Source organism: Niallia sp. HCP3S3_B10, assembly GCF_052064465.1.
GTDB lineage: Bacteria > Bacillota > Bacilli > Bacillales > Cytobacillaceae > Niallia > Niallia hominis.
Map to the genome: position 1 here is coordinate 1 of NZ_JBQHVO010000070.1, position 23966 is coordinate 23966.

General features: G+C 37.1%; 29 protein-coding genes. 9 read left to right on the forward strand and 20 right to left on the reverse strand.

Annotation, left to right across the window (positions count from 1 at the left end):
* Positions 1–251: 251 nt before the first annotated feature.
* Complete coding sequence (locus ACTNDN_RS21400) at positions 252–497, reverse strand: hypothetical protein (RefSeq protein ID WP_031539516.1); 246 nt, start codon at positions 495–497, stop codon at positions 252–254.
* A 170-nt stretch (positions 498–667) separates the two neighbouring features.
* Between ACTNDN_RS21400 and ACTNDN_RS21405 the strand changes: the two genes are divergently transcribed.
* Complete coding sequence (locus tag ACTNDN_RS21405; protein WP_441132188.1) at positions 668–1786, forward strand: GntR family transcriptional regulator; 1119 nt, start codon at positions 668–670, stop codon at positions 1784–1786.
* A 20-nt stretch (positions 1787–1806) separates the two neighbouring features.
* On the opposite strand, the gene ACTNDN_RS21410 is transcribed toward ACTNDN_RS21405, so the two are convergent.
* A complete protein-coding gene (locus ACTNDN_RS21410) occupies positions 1807–2859 on the reverse strand; it encodes a permease (RefSeq protein ID WP_441132160.1) in 1053 nt (350 codons plus the stop codon).
* 199 nt (positions 2860–3058) lie between these two features.
* Between ACTNDN_RS21410 and selD the strand changes: the two genes are divergently transcribed.
* Positions 3059–4108 (forward strand): selenide, water dikinase SelD, encoded by a 1050-nt coding sequence (gene selD, locus ACTNDN_RS21415; RefSeq protein WP_031539508.1) that lies wholly within the window; start codon positions 3059–3061, stop codon positions 4106–4108.
* 18 nt (positions 4109–4126) lie between these two features.
* Positions 4127–5188, forward strand: coding sequence for a tRNA 2-selenouridine(34) synthase MnmH (gene mnmH, locus ACTNDN_RS21420; protein WP_048718262.1), 1062 nt, complete (start codon positions 4127–4129; stop codon positions 5186–5188).
* A 571-nt stretch (positions 5189–5759) separates the two neighbouring features.
* On the opposite strand, the gene galU is transcribed toward mnmH, so the two are convergent.
* The 5 genes from galU to ACTNDN_RS21445 form a co-directional block, all read right to left on the reverse strand.
* Positions 5760–6656 (reverse strand): UTP--glucose-1-phosphate uridylyltransferase GalU, encoded by an 897-nt coding sequence (gene galU, locus ACTNDN_RS21425; protein ID WP_251628686.1) that lies wholly within the window; start codon positions 6654–6656, stop codon positions 5760–5762.
* A 346-nt stretch (positions 6657–7002) separates the two neighbouring features.
* On the reverse strand, positions 7003–7554 hold the full coding sequence (locus ACTNDN_RS21430) for a YdhK family protein (RefSeq protein ID WP_441132161.1): 552 nt from the start codon (positions 7552–7554) through the stop codon (positions 7003–7005).
* A gap of 66 nt (positions 7555–7620) precedes the next feature.
* Positions 7621–9306 carry an ATP-binding protein gene (locus tag ACTNDN_RS21435; protein WP_441132162.1) on the reverse strand — a complete coding sequence of 562 codons (1686 nt, stop codon included), beginning with the start codon at positions 9304–9306 and terminating at the stop codon, positions 7621–7623.
* Positions 9307–9551: 245 nt separating this feature from the next.
* Positions 9552–10061 carry a DinB family protein gene (locus ACTNDN_RS21440; RefSeq protein ID WP_441132163.1) on the reverse strand — a complete coding sequence of 170 codons (510 nt, stop codon included), beginning with the start codon at positions 10059–10061 and terminating at the stop codon, positions 9552–9554.
* Positions 10062–10076: 15 nt separating this feature from the next.
* On the reverse strand, positions 10077–10589 hold the full coding sequence (locus ACTNDN_RS21445) for an N-acetyltransferase family protein (protein WP_441132164.1): 513 nt from the start codon (positions 10587–10589) through the stop codon (positions 10077–10079).
* Between the two features lie 349 nt (positions 10590–10938).
* Between ACTNDN_RS21445 and ACTNDN_RS21450 the strand changes: the two genes are divergently transcribed.
* Complete coding sequence (locus ACTNDN_RS21450; RefSeq protein WP_441132165.1) at positions 10939–11802, forward strand: AraC family transcriptional regulator; 864 nt, start codon at positions 10939–10941, stop codon at positions 11800–11802.
* Positions 11803–11946: 144 nt separating this feature from the next.
* On the opposite strand, the gene ACTNDN_RS21455 is transcribed toward ACTNDN_RS21450, so the two are convergent.
* Together ACTNDN_RS21455 and ACTNDN_RS21460 are read right to left on the reverse strand one after the other, a co-directional pair.
* Positions 11947–12300 carry a GIY-YIG nuclease family protein gene (locus ACTNDN_RS21455; protein ID WP_441132166.1) on the reverse strand — a complete coding sequence of 118 codons (354 nt, stop codon included), beginning with the start codon at positions 12298–12300 and terminating at the stop codon, positions 11947–11949.
* A 228-nt stretch (positions 12301–12528) separates the two neighbouring features.
* Positions 12529–13275, reverse strand: coding sequence for a DUF2087 domain-containing protein (locus ACTNDN_RS21460; RefSeq protein ID WP_441132168.1), 747 nt, complete (start codon positions 13273–13275; stop codon positions 12529–12531).
* A gap of 322 nt (positions 13276–13597) precedes the next feature.
* Here ACTNDN_RS21460 and ACTNDN_RS21465 point away from each other — a divergent pair, with 322 nt between their 5' ends.
* Complete coding sequence (locus ACTNDN_RS21465) at positions 13598–14173, forward strand: HAD-IA family hydrolase (RefSeq protein ID WP_441132169.1); 576 nt, start codon at positions 13598–13600, stop codon at positions 14171–14173.
* Positions 14174–14221: 48 nt separating this feature from the next.
* Here the strand turns inward: ACTNDN_RS21465 and ACTNDN_RS21470 are convergent, their stop codons facing one another.
* Together ACTNDN_RS21470 and ACTNDN_RS21475 are read right to left on the reverse strand one after the other, a co-directional pair.
* Positions 14222–15019: a metallophosphoesterase gene (locus ACTNDN_RS21470; RefSeq protein ID WP_441132171.1), complete on the reverse strand. Its 798-nt coding sequence runs from the start codon at positions 15017–15019 to the stop codon at positions 14222–14224.
* Between the two features lie 8 nt (positions 15020–15027).
* A complete protein-coding gene (locus tag ACTNDN_RS21475; protein ID WP_441132172.1) occupies positions 15028–15774 on the reverse strand; it encodes a hypothetical protein in 747 nt (248 codons plus the stop codon).
* Positions 15775–15983: 209 nt separating this feature from the next.
* Here ACTNDN_RS21475 and ACTNDN_RS21480 point away from each other — a divergent pair, with 209 nt between their 5' ends.
* Positions 15984–16424 (forward strand): hypothetical protein, encoded by a 441-nt coding sequence (locus ACTNDN_RS21480; RefSeq protein ID WP_441132174.1) that lies wholly within the window; start codon positions 15984–15986, stop codon positions 16422–16424.
* A 31-nt stretch (positions 16425–16455) separates the two neighbouring features.
* Here the strand turns inward: ACTNDN_RS21480 and ACTNDN_RS21485 are convergent, their stop codons facing one another.
* The 6 genes from ACTNDN_RS21485 to ACTNDN_RS21510 form a co-directional block, all read right to left on the reverse strand.
* Positions 16456–17058, reverse strand: coding sequence for a response regulator transcription factor (locus tag ACTNDN_RS21485; RefSeq protein WP_251628668.1), 603 nt, complete (start codon positions 17056–17058; stop codon positions 16456–16458).
* Positions 17055–18188, reverse strand: coding sequence for a sensor histidine kinase (locus ACTNDN_RS21490; RefSeq protein WP_441132176.1), 1134 nt, complete (start codon positions 18186–18188; stop codon positions 17055–17057). Before ACTNDN_RS21490 ends, ACTNDN_RS21485 begins: the two co-directional genes overlap by 4 nt.
* Before the next feature lie 6 nt (positions 18189–18194).
* Positions 18195–18932, reverse strand: coding sequence for an ABC transporter permease (locus ACTNDN_RS21495; protein ID WP_031539964.1), 738 nt, complete (start codon positions 18930–18932; stop codon positions 18195–18197).
* The gene (locus tag ACTNDN_RS21500; protein ID WP_031539962.1) at positions 18907–19836 is read right to left on the reverse strand and encodes an ABC transporter ATP-binding protein; all 930 of its coding nucleotides are present in this window, start codon (positions 19834–19836) and stop codon (positions 18907–18909) included. Before ACTNDN_RS21500 ends, ACTNDN_RS21495 begins: the two co-directional genes overlap by 26 nt.
* Before the next feature lie 401 nt (positions 19837–20237).
* Positions 20238–20702: a GNAT family N-acetyltransferase gene (locus tag ACTNDN_RS21505; RefSeq protein ID WP_441132179.1), complete on the reverse strand. Its 465-nt coding sequence runs from the start codon at positions 20700–20702 to the stop codon at positions 20238–20240.
* A complete protein-coding gene (locus ACTNDN_RS21510) occupies positions 20699–21091 on the reverse strand; it encodes a DUF2500 domain-containing protein (RefSeq protein ID WP_251628662.1) in 393 nt (130 codons plus the stop codon). The genes ACTNDN_RS21505 and ACTNDN_RS21510 overlap by 4 nt, the downstream gene beginning before the upstream one ends.
* Before the next feature lie 232 nt (positions 21092–21323).
* Between ACTNDN_RS21510 and ACTNDN_RS21515 the strand changes: the two genes are divergently transcribed.
* The 3 genes from ACTNDN_RS21515 to ACTNDN_RS21525 are packed head-to-tail and all read left to right on the forward strand — an operon-like array spanning position 21324 to position 22400.
* Positions 21324–21707, forward strand: a complete 384-nt coding sequence (locus tag ACTNDN_RS21515; protein WP_441132181.1) for a DUF2089 domain-containing protein — start codon at positions 21324–21326, stop codon at positions 21705–21707.
* Between the two features lie 13 nt (positions 21708–21720).
* Positions 21721–22104 carry an SHOCT-like domain-containing protein gene (locus ACTNDN_RS21520; RefSeq protein ID WP_441132182.1) on the forward strand — a complete coding sequence of 128 codons (384 nt, stop codon included), beginning with the start codon at positions 21721–21723 and terminating at the stop codon, positions 22102–22104.
* An 11-nt stretch (positions 22105–22115) separates the two neighbouring features.
* Entirely contained in the window at positions 22116–22400 is a 285-nt protein-coding gene (locus ACTNDN_RS21525) for a hypothetical protein (RefSeq protein WP_251628660.1), read from the forward strand.
* A 150-nt stretch (positions 22401–22550) separates the two neighbouring features.
* Here ACTNDN_RS21525 and ACTNDN_RS21530 read toward each other — a convergent pair whose 3' ends face one another.
* The 3 genes from ACTNDN_RS21530 to ACTNDN_RS21540 all read right to left on the reverse strand — a co-directional run bounded on the left by ACTNDN_RS21530 (position 22551) and on the right by ACTNDN_RS21540 (position 23879).
* Entirely contained in the window at positions 22551–23099 is a 549-nt protein-coding gene (locus ACTNDN_RS21530) for a DUF3231 family protein (protein ID WP_251628658.1), read from the reverse strand.
* Positions 23100–23435: 336 nt separating this feature from the next.
* On the reverse strand, positions 23436–23609 hold the full coding sequence (locus ACTNDN_RS21535; RefSeq protein WP_441132184.1) for a hypothetical protein: 174 nt from the start codon (positions 23607–23609) through the stop codon (positions 23436–23438).
* A 105-nt stretch (positions 23610–23714) separates the two neighbouring features.
* Positions 23715–23879, reverse strand: coding sequence for a hypothetical protein (locus tag ACTNDN_RS21540; protein ID WP_441132186.1), 165 nt, complete (start codon positions 23877–23879; stop codon positions 23715–23717).
* Positions 23880–23966: the final 87 nt, after the last annotated feature.

A 23966-nucleotide genomic window follows, 5' to 3' on the forward strand; every position in this document is an offset into this window, starting at 1 on the left:
GGTTTCTTAAGTATTGTCTTTTTTAGGTATTGGTTGGCTTACAATTTCCAATTCCTTAGATTTTGGTACTTGACATATTACCGCAGGACTTTATCTTTTGTCGTTGAGTCTTCTAATCTAGTAATTATAATGTTATTCATCTTCTCTTCTGTTATCGTTTTCATTATAATGTGTATGCTTAAAAATTTAAATGTCTATACTAATTTTCGCTTTATACAAATAATAGTTGGTGGTAATAGAGGTTTTATGTCCTATTTTAGAAAGGTAGGTAGAATTAACTTGCTAGTGTAATTTTTTGCGCAATTTGATATTGGATTGTGGTGAGGTGGGAGTTTATTTGCGGTTTCAAATCTTTTATTTGCGGCTTTTACCTCTTTATTTGCTAGTTTTGGCATTTTACTTGCAACTTTCATACATTTACTTGCAACTTCTACCCTTTTATTTGCGACACTCGCACTTTTACTTGCAACTCCCACACTTTCACTTGCGACACTCACACTTTTACTTGCAATCCCCTCCTTTCACTTGCAACTCTCCCCCAATTCCCTTACACCTCCATCAACCCAAAACCCAACAATCTTGAATAAAAAACCGGAATTAAGTATATCTTCGGAATTGTCTGCATTTCTTAGAAGTAACAGATTTTCAATTAAAGGGGGACTAAATGGTGGGGCGACATTCGAAGAAATTAATGGTGGTAGAGGCGGTAAAGGATTGGGTGATGGATGGGAGAGTGAAGCCTGGGGAGCGGATTTATTCGGAGTATGAGCTTTCTAAACTGTTTGATGTAAGCAGGAATACGGTTCGCCTAGCGATTGGAGAGCTTGTGGATGATGGGTGGCTTTATCGGGAGCCGGGTGTTGGCACTTTTTGTGGGGAGCCTTTTGCTAGTAAAATAGGTGATAACCGAACAAATGGGAAGAATATTGGGGTGATGGCAACGTATATATCCGATTATATTTTCCCATCAATCATTCGTGGAATGGAGAGCTACTTAAAGGTTAGAGGCTACTCCTTAACAGTAGTTTGTACGGAAAATGATCATGCCAAAGAACGCCTATGTATTCGGAATCTCCTTGATTTGAAAATGGATGGACTTATTTTGGAGCCTACGAAAAGCAGTCAATTTAATCCCAATATGGACTATTATCTGGAGCTGGAGGAACGTAATATTCCGTATGTGATGATTAATCAGTTTTATTCGCAGCTTTCTCCTTTTCATTTCATCATGGATGATGCCAAAGGTGGATATATGGCGACAGAGCATCTGATTAAACTTGGTCATGGACAAATTCTAGGCATCTTTAAATCGGATGATTTGCAGGGAGTCAATCGGATGAAGGGCTTTTTGCAGGCGATGCGAAATGGGAAGCTTCCGATTGTTCCAGAGCTTTTAGTAACCTTTACTACGGAACAGTTAAGCGATGATTTTGAGGAAAGATTATTGAATACGCTTACAAACAAGAAGGCGATGCCAACTGCGATTGTTTGTTACAATGATCTCGTCGCACAATCTGCATTAAAGGTTTTACAAAAATTACAATTATCCGTACCAGAGGATGTCTCCCTTATCGGTTTTGATGATTCTTCTTTAGCAGAAGAAATAAACCTAACAACCATTGCTCATCCCAAAAGCCGTATGGGAATCGATGCTGCAAAATCTGTACTTGCAGTTATAGAGGGAAAAGAACTCGATCCATTAGAGACATCAACTATTTATGAACCAGAATTAATCGTACGTTCATCGACCGATGTCATCAAAAAGAACAGATCCGCCGTGTTTTGACACATGCGGATCCTTGGCTACTATAAAATTACTTTTCCAATTAATCCACTGATAATGCCTAATACAACAACGGAAAGACTGACAAATACGAGCACTTTCCTTGGGAAGGATTTAGCGACTATTAATAAGGAAGGCAAGCTAATGCTTGGCAATGTAATAAGCAAAGCGGCAGCTGGCCCTGCCCCAAGCCCCATCATCATAAGGGTTTGGATAATTGGGATTTCTGCTGCTGTTGGAATAACAAAGAGCATTCCAGCAATGGCAAAAATCAGAATAGCAATCAAACTATTAGACATGCTGTCACTTAATTGTGGGAAAATCCAAAAGCGTGCAGCTCCTAATATTAAAACAGATAGAACATACGCTGGAACAACATAAAGAATCATGCTTCCTAAAGAAGCAAGCCATCTTTTCATAAAGGAACGCTTATCCTCTTCGGCATCTTCTATTAATTTATCAACAGATACAGATGGTGTATCCTTTACAAAGCGATTAGCGAGATAGCTAATGCCAAAGGTTAAAATTAGTCCAATCACAAGTCGTAATAATGTAAACTTCCAAGAAAGGACGAATGTCATAAAAATTAAAGTTGCTGGATTGATAGTCGGGTTTCCAATCCAAAAAGCTAAGCTTGCGCCGACAGAAGCATTCTTTTTGCGAAGACCAACCGCAACTGGCGCGGCACAGCAAGTACACATCATTCCTGGAATGGAAGCAAGTCCTGCAGCTGCTGTACTGCCAAAGCTAGTTTTTCCTAATACTTTTAACAGCCATCCTGACGGTAACAGCACTTGAACAAGCGATCCGAGCAGAATACCTAAAACTGCTGCTTTCCATACAGATTGGAAGTAGGCAACCGTATAACTTACTGCTGCACTCCATGAAAAAGAGTTAGAAATCTGATCTTGGAGAATCGAATCTCCAATAGAATGTGTTTGAAAAGAAAGGATCGCTTTATGATAATAAGGCCACCATTTCACATAAGTAAGACCAATTACTGTAACTACTATAAATAGAAAAGCGAACCAAAACGTTCTTTTTTGGCTTGATTGCTCCTCTGTTAACGTACTCATCTCTCTCACCTTCGTTATCATTAAATTAAGTGCGATTAAATTATATCATATATTTATTTTTAGACACTCGAAAAAGATTTACCCTCCTTTTTTTCCCATCCAATCTACATAGCATGCATTGAGCTTCCCATTGCTTTATAATAGATAATGAAACTTATAAAAAAAATATTTATTTTACTAGAAAGAAGGTTGGTGTCATATGACACAGTCTTATTCCGTTAAACTTACATCTTTATCTTCAAAAGGAGGCTGCGGCTGTAAAATTGGGCCTGCTGATTTATCTGAAGTAATTCGTACACTGCCACCAGCAGAAAAAAATCCAAATCTTCTTGTTGGCTTAGATACAAGCGATGATGCTGGCGTATACAAACTTACAGATGATTTAGCGATTGTCCAAACAGTTGATTTCTTCACACCGATTGTAGATGATCCCTATTCATTTGGACAAATTGCTGCGGCAAATGCCTTAAGTGATATTTATGCAATGGGCGGCAAACCACTAACTGCCTTAAATATTGTTGCTTTCCCGATTTCTGTATTGGAAAAAGAAATTTTGGCTGATATTATGCGCGGAGCCGGCGATAAAGTGAAAGAAGCTGGTGCTACACTTGTCGGCGGTCATTCGATTGATGATAAAGAGCCTAAATTTGGCCTTGCTGTAACTGGTACGATTCATCCAGATAAAGTACGTACAAATGCCGGTGCTAAGCCGACTGATAAATTAATTTTAACTAAACCAATTGGTGTCGGCATTTTAACTACATCGATTAAAAGAGGCCTTTTGACAACAGAAGAAATTGAACGTGTTACGACAGTTATGGCTACACTGAATAAGAAGGCGGCAGAAGTGATGGAAGCTTATGAGGTGCATGCTTGTACAGATGTCACTGGATTTGGACTTCTTGGACATGCTTCTGAAATGGCGAAAGGAAGCAATACCACTATTAAAATCGCATCCAAGCAAGTTCCTGTCCTTCCGCGCGTAAAAGAATTAGCACAAGAAGGCGTTATTCCTGGTGGAACGAAAAATAACTTTGCACATTTAGAAGGCGATGTAACGTTCTCCTCTGAATTGGATGAAATCGATCAATTGATTTTATGCGATGCCGTTACTTCTGGTGGATTGTTGATTTCCGTTAAAGGCGACCAAGCAGATGCATTGCTGCAAGAATTAGTTGGCACTGGTGTAGAAGCTGCCATCATTGGCGACGTCACAGAAGAGAGCCCTGGTCATATTTTTGTTGGGTGAGAGAAAGGCGGAGCTACCTTGTTTCAAGATATAACGATTGAACGATTATTTGAATTACGGGAGAAAAAAGAATTTTCTTTAGTAGATGTTCGCTCTCCTTCTGAATTTAACGAGCATACGATTCCTGGCAGTATCAATATCCCTCTTTTTACAGATGAGGAAAGAGCAGAGGTTGGGACTCTTTATAAGCAGGTAAGTGTGGAAGCGGCAAAAGCTCGCGGTTTGGAAATTGTGTCTGCAAAACTGCCTGCTTTCATTCAGTCATTCCAAGAATTATCAAGGGATGTAGTGGTCTTTTGCTGGCGGGGCGGCATGCGCAGTAAAACAGCAGCAACCGTTATTGATTTAGTGGGCGTTCATAGCTACCGCTTGCAAGGCGGTTTCCGAACGTATCGCAGGTGGGTTATCCAACAATTAGATGCAATGGAAATGGCTCAGGAAGCAATTGTCTTAAACGGCTATACCGGTTCCAATAAAACGGTTATTTTACAGCATTTAAAGCAAGAAGGACTTCCTGTATTGGACTTGGAAGGAATGGCCAATCATCGCGGCTCCATCTTTGGACAAATTGGACTCAAGCCCCATAATCAGAAGACTTTCGACTCCTTACTTGTCGGCGAAATCGAAAGGCTTCCTGCTTCTCCTTATTTTTTAATGGAAGGTGAAAGCAAACGGATTGGCAAAGTACTGCTGCCTGACTTTCTTTTGAAAAAAAAGGAGGCTGGCCTTCAGCTATTTATTCATATGCCAATCGAGGAGCGAGTTCAGCATATATTGGCTGACTATTCTCCAGCCAATCATCATGATGAATGTGTAGAAGCATTCCAATTAATCAAGCGGCGCATCCACACACCCGCGGCTGCTAAAATTGAAGAAGCTCTACAGACTAGAAACTATGCTAAAGCTGTTGAATTGCTGTTAACCTACTATTATGATCCGCTCTATGAAAGAACGGCTTTACAATATAAAGATGAGCAAACGATCGATTTATATGTGCAAAACACAGAGGATGCGATCATCAAAGTGAAGGAACTGTGGCAAAAGAAGAGTCGGACTTCAGCGAAGAGCGAAGTGAACTAATTTAGAAACTTTACTTTGGAACTGGCTTTATTACTTGTTATTTTGAACAAGTGATAAAGCTTTTTTTGGGTTTTGAGGGTGTGCGTGTAGACTGGAGAATGAGGAAGGGATTTTGCAGTTGTGATTAAATGCAGAGTCGGTTCGGGTACCGTTTTGTGGTTTTACTTCTAATTTTGGAGTCGGTTCGGGTAGAAATTTGGAATTATGGCTGGAAACATTAAGACATAAGCAAAACCGAGGGAAGAGATATTGGGATATCAGCCAAAATTGAGGGTTTATCAGCCAAACTTCAGCACTTTTCAGCCAAACTTAGGATTTTTCAGCCAAAACACTGCTCTTTTCAGCCAAATTTAGGATTTTTCAGCCAAAACACTGCTCTTTTCAGCCAAACTTGGGATTTTTCAGCCAAAACACTGCTCTTTTCAGCCAAACTTGAGGTTTATCAGCCAAAACACATAACTTATCAGCCAACCACCAGCAACTAACTAATTACTCCCACACTCACACCACAAATTTCAAAAAAAACACCTCTCAAATGCAGATATCCCTGCACTCAAAAGGCGTTTCTTTCTTATAATACTTTGATTTTATCTAAATCAGCTTTATCAAGCACTTGCTTCATATATTCAAGAATTTCTTCTCTCATTTCATCACGTTGTAGCGCGAATTCTAATGTTGTTTTTACGAATCCTAATGTTTCGCCAACATCATAACGATCTCCTTCGAAATCATATGCAAATACGCGTTGGATTTGGTTTAGTTGTTGGATTGCATCTGTTAATTGGATTTCTCCGCCTGCACCTGTTTGTTGTTTTTCCAAGTACATGAAGATTTCTGGTGTCAACACATAGCGACCCATGATTGCTAAGTTAGATGGAGCTGTTCCAGGAGCTGGTTTTTCAATGAAATTATTAACCTGGTATCTTCTTCCTTCGCTATCGCTTGGATCTACAATTCCGTAACGATGTGTTTCATTGTCCGGTACGGATTGAACACCAATAACAGAAGCATGTGTTTCTTCATATTGTTCAATTAGTTGTTTCAGGCAAGGTGTATCGCTTTGTACGATATCGTCACCAAGTAAAACAGCAAATGGCTCATCCCCAATAAAGCTTTTCGCACACCAAACAGCATGTCCTAATCCTTTTGGCTCTTTTTGTCTAATATAATGAATATCTGCTAGATTAGAGGAATATTGAACTTTTTCAAGCAATTCAAATTTCTCTTTATCAAGAAGATTTTGTTCTAATTCGTGGGCGTAATCGAAGTGATCTTCAATCGCTCTTTTCCCTTTACCAGTAACGATAATAATATCTTCAATCCCAGAAGCAATTGCTTCTTCTACAATATATTGAATAGTAGGCTTATCGACAATTGGTAACATTTCTTTCGGCATCGCTTTCGTTGCTGGCAAAAATCTAGTTCCTAGACCAGCGGCTGGAATGATCGCTTTTCTTACTTTTTTCAAGTTATTTCCTCCTTTAGGCAATTCGCTTTATAATTATACCATTTTTTTGCTTAAAAGGAACTCCCATCCGAAGCTCTTTTTTGTAAATTATTAGCAAATTCAATAGAATCGTTCTGTATTAAGTTGAAAAATAGAAATAATTTAACAAATATGTTCTTAATAACGTACATCTATCATATCATTATATAGTTTCCTTGAAAATAGTTTTATTATGTATTTTTATTTAATTTATCATTTTTTACAATATTTTGTCAAATATACTCCCGTTAATAAAGATTGAATGTTCAGAAAACTTTATTCAAGCATATAAAAAAAGAGCTGTAATTACAACCCTTTTTTTACAACATTATTCAGCAAAAACTTCTTCTTCTGTAACCCATTTGTGATTGGTTATCATCTCGCCGCCTGTTGTTGGTTGGTAGTCTACCATGTACACGGTTGTGTTCTCAGCGGATTCAATAGTTGCTTTTGCGCCTTTCATGCCTTCCATATGATCTGCTTCTAGGGTAACCTCTGTTCCCTTTTCAAGCATTTCACTTTCCGCATCCTTTATTTCATCCTGGATGACCCATTTATGATTCTTGACCGGTTCTCCGCCTGTCGTCGGAGTATAGGTCACTTGATAGGCGATAGTATCAAAAGCATTTAAAACGGTCGCTTCTGCTCCGTCCATCCCTTCCATATGATCGGCCTTTAAGATTACTTGACTACCTTCCTTATATTTCGGATTCGCTGCAGGCTCTAAACCTTCAGGGATTTCTGGAGAGCCAGTTTCTTGGTGTTCATGCTGCTCGGTTTGACTTGATTCGTTGTCACTATTTTCTTCAGCTGATGAACAGCCATAAAATAATAGCACTAAGGTAAAAATAGAAGCGATAGTAACATGTCTACTTTTCATTGTCTAACCTCCTCTATTACGAATTCTTTCACTATAGAGGTGATTTTAAACATGCAAAAAATTAATTTAATTGGCTAAAGGTAGTCGAATCGTGAAGGTTGTGCCGACTCCATCTTCTGACACGAAATTTATTTTGCCTTTATGTTCTGCAATGATGTTATAGCAGATAACTAATCCTAGTCCTGTTCCTTTTTCTTTTGTCGTATAAAAAGGTTCCCCAAGCTTATTTTTTATTTCATTGGGAATCCCTTTGCCATTGTCTTTAATCGTAACGACAATCCATCTTTCATCCACTTTTGCTTCTATATTAATAATTCCGTCATTATCCATTGCTTCAATTGCATTTTTGACCAGATTGATAAAAACCTGTTTTATCTGATCCACATTACATAAGGCAGTCAAATTTTCATCATATGTATCTAAATTAATGGCGACATTATTTAAATTGGCTTGCGATTGCATTAAAGTATAGACATCTAGTAGAATCTTTCCTATGCTTATTTTTTTAATTTCCGACTTAGCTGGTTTTCCTAGAAACATTAACTCGCTCGCTATTGTTTCAATCCGATTAATTTCAATATCAAGGATTGGATAAATATCTTCTAATTTCATTGCTCCTTGGTATGCGAGCTTTAGAAATCCTTTAATAGCAGTAAGGGGATTTCTAATTTCATGTGCGATACTTGCTGCTAATTGACCAGCAATTCCTAGTTTTTCATTTTTAATCTGAAGCTGCTGATTTTCTTTTCTGACCCTTATATCTCGGGCAATTATAATAATTGTCGAGCTTAAATCTTCGAAGAGAAATGGATATGCTAGAATTTCTACCTCTACTACTTTTCCCTGAGAGGTAATAAGCTCCATCTCGTAAGGTGTTGCTATTTCTCCTCCCCAAATAAGCTCTTCCTTTTCTAAATACTTTTCTAAGAAATCTGGTTTCATAATCTCATATGCTGATTTTCCAACAAGGTCTTCTGTTTCTAATAGTTTTATTGCTGCTTTATTTACATACATAATAATATTGTTAGAAGTAATGAAGACCGCGTCTAGCATGTCGTCTACTAGTCGGGAATAGTAGGTTTGTGCTAGTTGAAGATTGGCAAGGGTTTCTTCATATTTGCCACTCTGTACGGGGGATGGAGGCTTGATTTCTTTTTTATAAACATTAGATAATGTGAATTCTGTATCTGTCATTACATATGGATGGGCGTTTTTTAAATGGATATAATTGCTTGCAGATAATTCTGTCCCATCATAGGCACATACAGCATAATTTTGATAATCTCTTATGTATTCATCCACTTCATTCTCATATTGAAGCAAGTTATCTATGATTTTGTCTTGTTCAAAGAGACTTTGGGCTTTCCCCCAAAACCGCATCGTTATATCCCTATTAAAAAAATAATCGGGATCAATTGAGCCACTAATTGTTTCTATAATACTTGCTAATTGAAGATTTTCACTTCTAAAATAGACTTCCTCACTATCTATGAAATGAATCTGATTAATCTTTTCCTTTTCTAATCCGTTTTCTTCCAACTTTTTGATTATTAGTGGCCATATTTTCTTCTGATCTACTAAAACAACTTTTTGCTCCAAAAGCAGACCGGCTTTTATGAAGGACGCAGCATTTGTTATGTATGTGTCTTTGTTACTTGTTATGTACATGATGTGTGCGCCACTAGTCATATCAGAGAGATTTGTAAGAGCAATCTCTGGATGAAACCTTGTCTGAGGAGTATATACAGCCATTAAAAACCCCCAACTTTCTATATAAGTTTAATTTCCTTTTATTATAGCACGTAAATTTCCGACAATTTGACTCAATTTTATTTTTCCATAAAAATTAAAGAGACAGTTTTTGCACTGCTTTAATGCAGTTAACTATCCAATATAGTTATATATCGACACAAGTCTTTTTCCTTTTGTCTATTTAATTCCCCCTTTTTTCCGAAGAACGACAAAAAAAGACTCCCTCTCAGGAATCTCCCTATATGCTAGAGCGTATATCTTTCTTTAATTAATTTCAAATGATGGCGTTCATGGCCTGCAATAATATAGGCAAGGGCATTCACTGTAAATTCTCCCTTATTAGCAAATCCCCTCTTTTCCCAGGCATCTTCTGAAATACCTTTTATCAAGGCAACAGTAGACGAGCGAACAGCTTTAAATTCTTGGAGAATGTCGTCTATTGTTCTGGAGGAAAAATTAGCATTCTCCACATAGCTTTCATCATCATATCCAGCTAACGGCGTTTTATCTCCCCTAGCAATCCGTAATAAACGATAAGCCTGAATTCTTTCCGTGTCGATAAGATGACCAATCACTTCTATAAGGGACCACTTCCCCTCTGCATAGCGAAAATCCCTTTGCTTTTCATTCGCCTTCACATAAGCAAATGTTTCGTCTAGCTGAGAACTAATAATTTCGATTATGTCTCCTTCTGGAACTAGACCTACATAGCCTCTATAATGTTCTGGATAATCCGTAATTGCTGGTTTTGCCATCCTTATTATTCCTCCTTATCCTTCTACTGGGGATTCTGGACCCTTTAATTCTAGCTGATAAAAAGCCAAATCTAGCCATTTCTCAAATTTATAGCCTGCTTTTTTAATCGTGCCTGAATAAGTAAATCCTAGTTTCTCATGGATGAGAATACTTCCTTTATTCGTACTATCGATTCCCGCAATCAATGTCGCATAGCTCTCTTCTTCAGCACGTTCGATTAGGGCTTTTAATAGCTTTGTGCCAATCCCTTTTTTCCTTGCCTCTTTATGGACATATACAGAATGCTCAATCGAATACTTGTAAGCTGGCCAAGCCCGAAATGGACCATATGTAGCAAACCCAAGCACTTTGCCATCTTCCTCAAAAACAAAAAGGGGATACCCTCCCTCTGTTTTCTGGTTAAACCATCCTTTTCTGTCTTCTAAGGAATGTGCACGATAATCATAAACAGCCGTTGTATGTAAAATGGCATCATTATAAATCTCTAGTACCTCTCCTAAATCTGTTTCCTTCATCTTTCGGATCATCGCCATATCCCCTTTTTTTACTATTGGAAAAATTCCATCTAATTTTATAATCTTATTAAGTAAGATACCAATTCATGGGGAAAAATGAAAGTATTTTTATGAAAAAAAGATGCCATTTTCATCTGGCACCTTTTAGAAAAGTTTCCGTGACCACTTATAATTTGTCTTCAAAGATCTAAATCCAAATTGTCTTTGGGTATACTACATTACTTCAGCTGTCAATGTTTTGGCCGTGTAATTATCATAGGCTAAACTCTTATAAAAGGCATATTCCGATATAATCCGTATGATAATTATCGAGTAAATCATACCTATTAACGATACTATGTATTTGTGAGGAGGGAAATAAATGCTACAACAATTAAATAATTTAATGGAGCACATCGAAACACATCTAACGGAAGAAATCACTGGAAAAGATATATCGAAAATCGTCGGACTATCTGAATATCATTTTAAAAGAATGTTTTCCTATATGGCTGGAATGTCATTAAATGAGTATATCAAAAATAGGAGATTATCGGTTGCGAATGTTGATTTAATTAGCGGAGCAAAAGTGACTGATATTGCCTATAAATATGGCTATCAATCAATAGAAGGATTTTCAAGAGCCTTTCGTGAATGGAGTGGTTTTTTACCTTCAGAAGTAATCAAAAATAAAATTCAAAAATCATTTCCCAAATTTTCATTCTATATCGATATCAAAGGAGGAACTTCTATGGAATTCAAAATAGAAAAGAAAGAAAAATTTAATATTGTAGGTGTCTCGAAAAGAGTACCCATACAATTCGAAGGTGAAAATAAAGCTATCTTAGAACTAGCCCATTCCATTACCGAACAACAAAGAAATGACATGCATCAATTAGCTGATTTATATCCTTATCAAGTCTTAAATGTTTCTTTTGACTTTGATGATGGCTATTTGGAGGAAAAAGGATATTTAACTCATATGATTGGTTTTGCAACGACAAAAGAAAATTCAGTCGATCATTTAGAGCAAATTGCTATTGAAGAAAGTTTATGGGCAATCTTCCCTAATCAAGGACCATTTCCAGTTACACTCCAAGAGACTACCGCAAAAATATATTCTGAATGGTTGCCTTCTTCTGATTATGAATTGGTAGAATTACCTGGAATTTCATTTACCAAATACACTACTGCTTCGGAAAATGTATATAGTGAAGTTTGGGTGGCAGTTAAGAAAAAAAGTTAGGAGATAACTTTGAGGAATTAATAATTTCTATACAAAAATCACAAAGGTTGGACTTAATCCCCTTTTATTCCCAACCTTTGTGTATGCTGTCTTATTGTTATCTATATTGCTAATACAGCTTTTTTTGTGTATTTAGATTTATCCTTAATTTTTCCGATTATTATAGCCTTTCTCACCAAACGGCAGTAGTTTATCCAACCACTTATCTTCCAGTTTTGCTAGCTCTTCTTTTTCATTATAATAAGGATCCTCTTTCGGCTTTAATACCTCTACTATTTCAAAGGAAAATGCATCCTTTCCATATTCCTTCCATTCTTCCACCAGCTTTTTATTCGCATATCCGCCATTTTCCAGGGAAAATTTTACACCATTAATTGTTTTAAAATTCCGTGTGCTGACTACACATACCTTCCCATTCTTTTTATTTGTTATTGTATAAATACCAGCTTCAATCGGAATTTCTCGATATTGCTGTTTTAGTACTTTTTTGCGGTCCATTTTTTTCACCCTTCTCTTATTTTTGGCTATTATCGTAAAGCTTGTTGTTATAAGCTTCAGCTTAAAATACACTTCGCTTTCCATGGGAGGGAGGATTCGCAACTCCGGCTCCTGCAAGGTCTTGGACTTTCTCACAGTTCCCATAGTCTACATGTATTCAGACTGCTCACCATTCTCAATCAATGTATTTATCCTATTGAAAAAGCAATAATCTTTTTTGAAAACAGTCTATTTTTTTAACCAATAAAGACTTCCATCTGCCTTGCGATCAAGGAATCCATATTCAATTAAATATCGTCTGATCAGAACATAGTCCTCATAAATTGTTTGTAACAGCTGATTTAATTCTTTTTCCGAATAGCTCTCCTGTCCTTCTAATCGCTTTGCTATTTCACGAAGAACAATTAACTTTTGCTTTTGTTTCATCGGAAATTTACTCAAGACTCCTGCATTAAAATACTTAGCTGCTATTTCTTCCTGCTCTGCTTCCGTAATATTGTATCGGTCATCTACCATCGTAGCTGTTTGATGAATGGGGACAAAACTAGGGGCATGGTTGTCCTTTTCCTTCATTAACTCCATAATCGCCAGAAAATTTCTTGCTTGCCGTTCCTTTTCCTTCAGAGCAAAACGATGATGCCTAATCGTTGAAGCACTGCCAATCTCCAGTTCCTTTTTTACCTCTGCATCACTTTTCCCTTGATAAAACAGCTCCAGTAATTTCGTCTGATGCTCCGTTAACCCTGTCATCTTTTTATCAAGACCAATCAAATAATGAAACACAGATTGATGCGAACCCTCAATATGACGCTTCATAAACTTCTCCGCTTCATATAATTTGCCATCCACTGGATAGATAATGCCCTTCTCTACCTGCTCCCCACACAAAAGACAAAGAAACGAATCATCTTCCTCTATATATCCCTTTTTTAATTCATCTATTGTTGCGTTTTGAAAAAATGTTGAAACATCCATAAAACAAACACCTCGTTATTTTGTTTGTTATTTTATAAACAAAATTATATTTCGTTAGTAATATAATAAACATTTTTAGATTATCCGTCAATATTAGGGGGGGATATTTTGGTGGACTGGGTTTTTGGCATTTCCTTTACGTATGGGGAGGGGACAGCTACTACTATTGTCTCTGATGAACGATGAACACTACTTTCCCTTTGATACCGTTGCTTTTGGTTTTCATCCCTATTCCTTCTCTCCCACTCTAGCAATCTCCTAATAGACTTACCAAATTAAGTATATTAACATAGAAGAAACAACATTTATGGAGGATTCCTATATGAATATTCTTTGGGATTTTGATGGTACATTATTTGATACATATCCTGCTTATACAGAGGTTCTTTACAAAATACTTGGAGAAAAGATAGAAAAGGACTCTATTTATAAAGAATTAAAAGTTTCCTTTTCCCATGCGATTCAATTTTTTGGATTAACGGAACAGCAGATAAAAGAGATTAAGGCCATGAATAAGGAAATCGATGTGAGTGCGGTAAGGCCTTTTCCAGGTGTAGAGGAGATTTTAAAAAAAGCGGATACGAATGTGATTATGACACATAAAAGCTATGCGGGAGTTACCCATTTTCTCCGCCATTATGGATGGGAGAAATATTTTGCGGAAATCGTAACTTTGGAGAATGGATTTCCTAGGAAGCCTGCAGTAGATTCCTATCACTATTTACATACAAAGTATTCGATTGACTTAGCGATTGGTGATAGAGAATTGGATTTAATTCCGGCAAATAAATTAGGGATTCAAACCTGTATGTTCCAAAATCAATGTGAAATTGCTGACTTTAATCTAGTAGACTATGCTGACTTTTTCACCGTATACCCTGTGACAGATAAAGCATAACGTAAAAAGGAGCCTTCCAAGAAGATCGATTCTTCTAAGGAAAGCTCCTTATTCTAATACTATTTCCACAATCTCTGGTCGATTAAAAATCCGCTGGGGAATTATGCTATTACCTAAACCTCTATTAACAATCATTACCGTTTCTTCTTTTTTATACATGCCGGCTGTATATTCGGGCATAAAGCCTTGATCTGGTGCGACTATTCCGCCGATGAACGGGAGTCTTACTTGCCCTCCGTGGGCGTGGCCAGTTAAGACTAGATCCAATTTTTCATAGAGGGAAAACAGCTCTGGTCGATGGGACAGCAGCAAATTAAAATGTTCCTCAGAGCGGTGGCTGTCGATAATTTCGGATAGTTCCTCTTCACCTGTCAAAAAGGTTGGGTCATCTACCCCAATAAGATTCACGGTTTCTTCCTTTATTTTCACTAGCGCCTGTTCATTTCTTAAGACATACACGCCTGCTTTACGTAATTTCTCTTCTAAGTCAGAGAATTTTCCTGACCAGGATTCATGATTCCCAGTTACATAATAGGTTGGGGCTATTTGGACAAGCTCTTCCATTAATGTCATGCTTTTCTGTTCATCATAGTCTTTCGAATCAACAAGATCACCTGTGAATGCAATGATATCAGGGTTTAAATTTTTTACTTTCCTTACTAAACGATTTTGATTTTTTCCAAATTGTTTACTATGTAAATCCGATAGTTGCACTACTTTTATCGAGTCTTTTATTTTTTCAGATGAAAGCTTGAAGGTTGAGGTAGATAGACTATTATTTTGGTAATAGGAAAATAGCATAAGGATACATATGCTTATGCCCACTAGTAACATTCTTTTTTTCATCCTTACTCTCACTCTTTCTTCCAGCTCACCTCAAAACCACCTTGCAATCCATCGCCGGTAATAATGAGCATATAGGTTTCTGTGTTTTTTGCCTCAAAGGTTAAAACGGACTTTTCCTCATTACTCAGCCCTATCCTCCGATTCTTTTCATCTATTAAATAATAGCCAAATCCACCGCCATTGCGATTCGTAAAATCAATGTCGATTGTTACCTTTTCTCCTTTTTTCGCTTTAACTGGGATATGATCTTCTCCGTTAAAATAAGAAAAATAGGCTTCATAGGACTGATCGCCTCTGACCGTATTCCATTCTTTTTTTACTGTGAAATCAGGAATCGTTAACAAAAGAAAGAGAATAGGCGTAAAAGCAAATGTCCATTTAAATGCGTTTAGCTTTGCCGCTAATTTAATTCCTATATAGAATAATAACGAGCAAATCAAGCCAATGGTTGCAGCTATTAAAGGGTATACATTCCACACAATCGGTAAAAACAGACAAAGCCCTGCTAAAAGATACAATACAATTTCTAGTTTCGGATAATATTTTGCTATACGATCAATTATCATAGAAACAAGAATCCCCACACCAAAAAAAGCAATCCAAAAGAAGGGATTTTTGATTTCATGAGAAAATAAATATAAATCAAAGCTGGATAAAAACATATAGCAAAAAAAGAGTGTGGCAGCAAACCCAGCTCCTGCTAGCTTTATTAAGGCATATCCCATTCCCTTGCGGATATTCTGACTATCTACCATATTTGTTCCTCCCAAAGGATAATTACTACCATTCTATCAAAATAAGGAAATAAATTGTTAAAAACTTGAAAATTATTGAATCATTTAAAATCGATTATTGTTTTTATATGCATTTAACAAATAGATGATTCCTTTTTTCTTAATCCTTCTCGTTTTAAATAATGCCAACTAGGTCATACTTATTTTATGTATCTTTCGGGAGTGAAATTATGACTTGGTTTCCTTATATTTGTTTCCTTGTTACTATAATCATCATATGGTTTATGCCAAAGCATCTTACAAAAGTGGAAATATATGTGACTTGGTTTGTCGTTGGCTTAATTAATTTAAGCTCAGATATTATATTAAGTTTTGTATTCCATCTGTATGAGCTTGGACCAAAATGCGTGCAATTTACTGTTCATTTTATTGAACTAACACTTGGTGCCACCCATGGAATCATTTATTTAAATTTTATGCCCCATGATGTTAAAAGATTTATTCCTTATTTTTTCGCTTGGATTGCCTACTCTATTCTTTTAGAATCTGCTCTTCTTTACTTTGGGTTCATTACCTACAGTGGATGGAGCTTATGGTATTCAGGAATTTATTATGCGGTTGCATTGGTTTATACAAGATGGCACTTAAACTTTATTCGAAGTGGGAAATAAGGATGAAAAGCAGAAGCGAAGCAAGAGGCGTTTATAACCAGCCATTTTGCTTCGCTTCTGCTATGGCCTCCATTCTATTTTTTGCCCCTAATTTGCTAATTGCTTCTGAAATATAATTGCGAATCGTTCCTGTAGATAAAAATAAGGCTGCAGCAATCTCCTTCACCGACTTCCCCTCTTCCACCAGAATCAATACTTCTCTCTCTCGCTTTGATAATGGATTATCTTTTCCGATACTGCCAAAAATCAATTCGGAGGCAAATTCCCTTTTTCCATTCATAATATTTCGGATCGCTTCTGCAAGCTCTTCGCTCGGACCATCCTTTAATAAATAGCCATGAACATTGGCATTTAGCGCCCTTTCAAAATACCCTGGCCTTGCAAACGTTGTTAAAATTACCACTTTACAAGAGGAATTTAATGCTCTTAACTCCTCTGCGACTTCAAGACCACTTTTAATAGGCATTTCAATGTCCAATAAGCAAACATCTGGCTTAAGTTCGCGAATCTGTGTTAATGCTTGTTCGCCATTTTCCGCTTGGCCAATAACTTCCATATCCTCTTCAAAGTTAAGCAGTGTTCCTAATGCGCCTCTAAGCATTCTCTGGTCTTCTGAGATAATAATTCGAATCATAATATCTCCTCCTTTTGCCTTTCCTTTCTTATAATCGGAACGACAATGTGAATAGTCGTGCCGTGATTAGATGCAATACTCCATTTTCCATCTACCAATTCCAGTCTCTCTCTCATTCCTTTTAATCCATTTCCGTGGGACTGTTCGATATGTAAGCCTTTGCCATTATCCTGAACAGTTAGCTCGACTGTCCCAGGATCTTGTTGGATAGCTATTTTACTCTTCGTTGCATCACTATGTTTAACAATATTAGTAACTGCTTCTTTTAAACAGAGACTGATAATATTCTGGGTTAAAAGGGCTACCTCACCATCTTCCATTTCGATGGTTATGTCTGCATCAATTCCCGCAGTTTGTAACGTCTTTTGAACTTCCACTATTGCTTCTCGGATGGTTATAGCCCGCATATCAGATACTAGCTCACGAACTTGTTTTAATGCCGCACGAGAAATTTCTTCCATTTCCTTCGCCTCTTTGATCGCACTATCTGGTTGCGGCTTCACCATTTTGCCAACGAGCTGGCTTTTTAGTGTCAGCAAAGATAGAGTGTGACCAAGCGTATCATGCAAATCACGAGCAATTCTCATTCGTTCTTCTCTTTTTACTAGATAACTAATTTGTTCATTTGCTAAATCCAGTTGTTTTTCTAAATCCACGCGCCGGTTCATCGAGCGGATTCCAAAAGGAGAGATTAGCATGATAATAAAGAACGGAACCATAAAAATAAGGGAGTAAGGATTGATGGCACTCCAACTAATGACGATTGGAAAAAGTACTGAAAAGACCAAAAGGCTATATAAGTAATAAAAATATTTTTTGCTCGAATAATAGCCAATGAAATTAGCTGGGAAATAGCCCATAAATAATAGATTAGGATCATAGTAGATACTAAAAATCAGTACGATCAAAATTTGAATAACGAGCCAATAATTAAAGGAGTTCTCTTCTATATGCGTATACAATTGCCGGTATGAAAGAAGAAATATAAGCACAAGAAGAAAACCAATTATTTGCTTCGTCCCATCTTCCTTTATCATCTGCATAACCGGAATCAATATGTAGACTAAAAAGATATAGGGGAAAAAGCCAAACCTTCTTGGAAAAAGCTCGAATTTCTTCTTGGTATCCATATCTTCTTACACCGCCTCTCTTTTTTTTCCAATATAAGTTGATAATACCATAAATAGAACGAGGTACCCGATAATCATCAGATAACTAGAAAAAGATGGATAGTGATTTCTGATTATTTCCCATGCTCCGTTGGCAAAATGATACGAAGGAACCCATTTTGCCACTTGTTGCATAAAGGATGGGAACACCTCAATTGGCATCCACATTCCCCCAGTTATCGCCATAGACATATATAATAGATTGCTAATTCCTGAAGCTGTTTCTACTTTTTTAATCGTGCCAATAATTGTTCCAAGAGCTAGAAATGGAAGAGATCCAAACAGAATCCAGATACCACAAAATAGCCACTGTGAAAAAAGAAGACTCACGTCATTGATGAGGATTCCTGCCGTAAATATAACAAGAATGGAAAATAAATGAATCACTGTTTGAGCAACCATTTTTGCACCATAGTAAATAAAATGGGAGAGTGGCGTAATCTTTAAAAATATCGTCCAACCTTCTGCTTTTTCCTGAACGATTTTAATTCCTAACGTCATCATACTTGATCCCATAATACTGAATGTCGTCATCGACATTAAATAATGTAGATTCCATAGCCCGTCATCTTCTCTGGGTGCTATAAAAATATTTGTAAATAAAAAATAGAAGAGGACTGGAACTAATAAGGACCAAAAAATATAGTATTTATTCCGAAGTATTCGAACGGTCTCTGCTTTACTTTGCATCCAAAAGGTGTTCATTGCTGTCTACCTCCTTCGTATCTTCCATTAGCTGTGAAAAAACCTCTTCCAATCGACCAAGCTTTACTTCAATATGATGGATATTCAGTTGCCTATCGAAGATTTCCTTTAGCAGTTGATCAGCGTTTGTTGCGACAAGGGTTACCGTTTCCTTCTCTTTTTGCACTTCTGCAACAAATGGCAAAGTCCGATAAAAATCGATGGGATATGAAATTTTCTCTTGGAACCTCACCCTTGGCTTCGTCAATTTTCCCTTTAAGTGCTCAGGTGTCCCGTCACCAACTACTTCGCCTTTATTAATCATAATGATTCTTTCCGCTACTTCATCTGCTTCTTGCAGGTAATGTGTTGTAAAAAGAATTGTTTTTCCTTGCTTATTTAATTCTTTGATTTTTCTCCAAAAATTTTCTCTTGCCGTAACATCCATGCCAACAGTTGGCTCATCTAAAAACAGTAAGTCTGGATTACCTGCAAGCGCCAGTGCGAAGTTCAAACGTCTTTTCTGGCCACCTGAAAGCTTTTCTGTTCGCTTATTCCACTCCTCTTCATGAAGACCTGTTAGTTCTAATAAAGAGGACAATTCAAGAGGATGTTGATAATAGCTTTGTATTAATTGAATCAATTCCTTTACTTTTAAGCTATCCATCACACTGACTTCCTGCAGCATCCCACCTACCCTTTCCAATACTTCTTTGTGTTTGGGATCCTTTTGAAAAAGGGAAACAGTGCCTCTTGTTGGCTTCATTAACCCAAGCATCATCCGCATTGTCGTCGTCTTTCCTGCTCCATTCGCACCTAAGATTGCCACCATTTCTCCCTGTTTGATTGAAAAAGATACGTCATTTACTGCCTTCTTCTGCTGAAACTCCTTTGTTACATTCTTTAGCTCTACGATTGTTTGCAAGCTTCCCACCTCCAGATTCTATCTTTATTGTAGCTTGCAAAAAGAGGGCTGATTAGTCGCAGATGTCAGGAATATTAGGTGACAAATGTCATTTTTTCATAAGAATCTGTTATAACTGATGTTGATTTTACTGTCTTAAAAAATTAACGAAACAATTCCGCTTAATTTGAGAAATACACTCATTTCCTTAAAAATAAAGGAGGTTTTTCCGTTTATCGAATTAAATTCTTCAAATTTTGTCTTATTTTCAACAGCTAATCGGAATATCTCCGTTTATATCCGCTACTTAAGCTCACTCTATATACATTAGCCGGAAATTCTCCGCTTATGAATTCTCATACTAATAAAACAATAATAAACCCTTTAATAAAAAAAGCTCTGGTTATCAGCCAGAGCTTTTTTTATTCTTCTCTTATCATGATTAAAAACGATACATCATTCGCATTCGTAAAGGAAGACACTTTGTGAAATCCAAATTTTTCATATAAAGCAATTGCCCTTTTATTAAAGGCGGCTACAGTTAGGCGCAAAGGCTGAGTTGTCTCGATGGAAGCGATAATAAATTGGAGAAAGGCAGTTCCCTGTCCTCTCCCTGTTAAATCTGGGCGCATACCTAAGCCAATATCAAGGTACCCTTCTGGATATGCCTGAAAAAAATAGCCGATTGGAACTTGCGCTGCATAGCCTGTGCAATAAAATCCAACTAATGCTCCGTCCTTATAAAGGGCATAGTACGGATTTTCCGCAAACTCCTGTAATGCTTCCTCTGTTACTTCACTATTATATAGGTCATATGGCGGCAAATATGTCCAGCTAAGGATCTCCCTCGCCACTTCTTCGGTTATCTTATGCAAAGAATAGCTCATTGTGTTTGTTCTCCTATGGGCTCATTTCTAGTAAAGCCTAGATATCTTGTTCCTTGACATTGCAGTTCCCCGTTATCTCCTTCTATCAGCATACCAAATTGTCCGCCATTTACTTGAAATTCCGTACGCTCACCACTCGGAAATTCAAATGTAACATAATAGTGATTATATGCACGGGTATTTCCCCCACCATGAACACTCGTTCTTTTCGCAACTACTTTTGCAGGTGTAGAAAGACGAGGTTGATTGTTATTTTTGCTCCACTTTATAAGTCCCTTTATGATCCTAACTACAATAATACCAAGGATGATTGCAAATATAGTCGGTACGATAGCGAACAGGATATTCCCTGTAGCAATAAAATCCTCAAACGCAAAGAAATTCCCCATATCTCTCATCTCCTCTAATGAAGAAATTTTTTCCTTTATTACACTATATCATTCCTTACGCATCACTTAGTCAAAAAGTTTCATCGAAAACCATACTCACTTCGAAAAAATCCCGCATATAAAATAAACAATATTAACAAATAGATATAATTATATTAATTTTATCAATCATATAATTGACTTATTTAAGAAAATTAATTAATCTATCATAGAAAGGAGGTTGATATTTAGTATGAATTATCCAGTTATAAATGATTGTCCTGTCTGTCATCATGAACTCCATGTAACAAAACTTGAATGCACTAATTGTCATACGACGATTGAAAATCGATTTCATCTGTCCAAATGGCACTCTTTTTCAGAGGAGCAAATGCATTTTATTGAAACCTTTATTCTTTCAAGAGGAAGCATTAAAGAAGTCGAAAAAAAGCTTGGTATTTCTTATCCAACTGTCCGAGGAAAACTGGATGATATTATTGAGATTATGACAGGTGAAGAAGCAAAAGAAGAAAAAGTAAGCACCAAAGAGGGACAAAGAAAAGCAAATATTTTAGAAAAGCTAGAGAAGAATGAAATAACAGCGGACGAGGCTATCCGATTAATGAAGGATCTTTAAGGAGGAATGAAGCATGAATGACGAAATAAGACGAATTTTAACAATGGTGGAAAACGGCAAATTAACATCAGACCAAGCAGCTGTACTAATCCATTCATTCGAGGAAAAAATAGAAAAAAAGCAACTGCTTGAAGATAGCCCTTATCTAAACCGCTTACTTAAAGTACGTGTCCATTCAGAAACAAATGACAATATAAATATAAATGTTCCGATTAGACTTGTGAAAGTACTGCTTCAAACGGGAATTGGAATAGCATCCAAAATTCCTCAAGCCCAAACCTATACGGAAAATATCGATGTAGAATTATTACTTGCTGCGATTGATAGCGAATTAGTCGGCGAAATTGTAAATGCTAAATTAGCAAATGGCGACAGTATCAATATTTATGTGGAATAGTGGTGGAAGACATGGTAAAGGTAATTGTCCAAACCGATAAACATAAACGTTTTTCCCTTGTTCTCCCTCTTTTTCTGTTGAGTCCATTCCTTGATATTGCCTTATCGAAAAAGTTATGGAAATTTATTCACCACAAAGGAAAAAATAATACAGTTGATGCAATCTATACGAATATAACGGAAATAAAGTTTTTATTGAAGACTTTAAGTAAAGAGCTTAAAGCTGTGTCACTTCCTGAACCACTTGTTGATATTCATTTGAAGGATGGAACTTACGTGAAGGTGGCTATTACATGAAGCATGATTTTTTTCAAAAAAAAATCTAGTGCTCGCAACACTAGATTTTGTGAAACTTCATTTTAAATTAGATAGATTGCCTTTCCTGCACTCGTTAGATTGGGAGAGGCATTCTTTTATTACTATAGCATAGGACAGGAAAATTGTGAATTACTGATGGGGTGCTCCTGGCGGATAGAAGCTTGGCGGCATTTTGATCCATCCATGCTCTCTCATTTTCGTTTTCAAATCCATCCCATAAATACTCTTCTCTGTATGGAAGCGAATCCACATTAACCCAACATCACTGCGGACACTTTGTGTGATATTTGTAGCGCACATGACAATATTACTCGTCACTTTCGCTGCTAGTAAGTTCGCTATTTCCATATCCGTCGATTTAGCGCCCAAAGGAATAGCATTTGGGTCCGACTTGGGCTTCGATTCAGCGGAATTGGAAAGTGGGACTCCTTCTTTTAACATAAATTCCTCTAAAATCTTACGTTGCTCGGTTGCTAATTCTTTTGCCTCATTAATTAATTCCATTAACACATCATCTGTTGTCGTATTAAGCGCCATTTCCAATACAGGAATTTCATCCGCAATTGCAGCCTGATATGTCCATAAGCCCATTGCCTCTCCAATATGCAGTTGCGATTTCGGTTCTGAGTCAAATCTTGTTTTAATATAATCGAGAAGCGCTTCTATTTTATGTGCCATACTGTACACCTCTTAGCATTTTTACCTATAATGTTTACTTCTAAATGGGATTTTATTCAAAGAATATAGAATTATTCCTTCTTGAATAGTAAAGATATAGAATTCCTAGTGGAAAAAAAGGGAAAGCAGCCTTTGTTCATTCACTTATTTATCCTTATTTGAGCTTTATAGGATTATTGTAATTAACGGCGTGTCTTTCCCTTTGAATTTTGGTACTTTTGCTTGCGACTTTGGTACTTTTGCTTGCGACTTTCACTCTTTTGCTTGCGACTTTTGTACTTTTGCTTGCGACTTCCACTCTTTTACTTGCGGCTTTGGCACTCTTGCTTGCGGCTTTCACTCTTTTACTTGCGGCTTTGGCACTCTTTTACTTGCGGCTTTGACACTCTTACTTGCGACTTCGGCACTCTTACTTGCGATTTCCACTCTTTTACTTGCGACTTTAGCACTCTTACTTGCGGCTTTCACTCTTTTACTTGCGACTTTCACTCTTTTACTTGCGACTTCCACTCTTACTTGCGGCTTTCACTCTTTTACTTGCGACTTCCACTCTTTTACTTGCGGCTTTGGCACTTTTGCTTGCGACTTCCACTCTTGCTTGCAACTTCGGCACTCTTACTTGCGATTTCCACTCCTTTTACTTGCGACTTTAGCACTCTTACTTGCGGCTTTCACACTTTTACTTGCGACTTCCACTCTTTTACTTGCGACTTCCACTCTTTTACTTGCGGCTTTGGCACTTTTGCTTGCGACTTCCACTCTTACTTGCGACTTCGGCACTCTTACTTGCGATTTCCACTCATTTTAGTGGCGAATAAACCACTCTTAGTTGCGGATTACACAGTTTTAGTTGCGAAGTCGACTCTT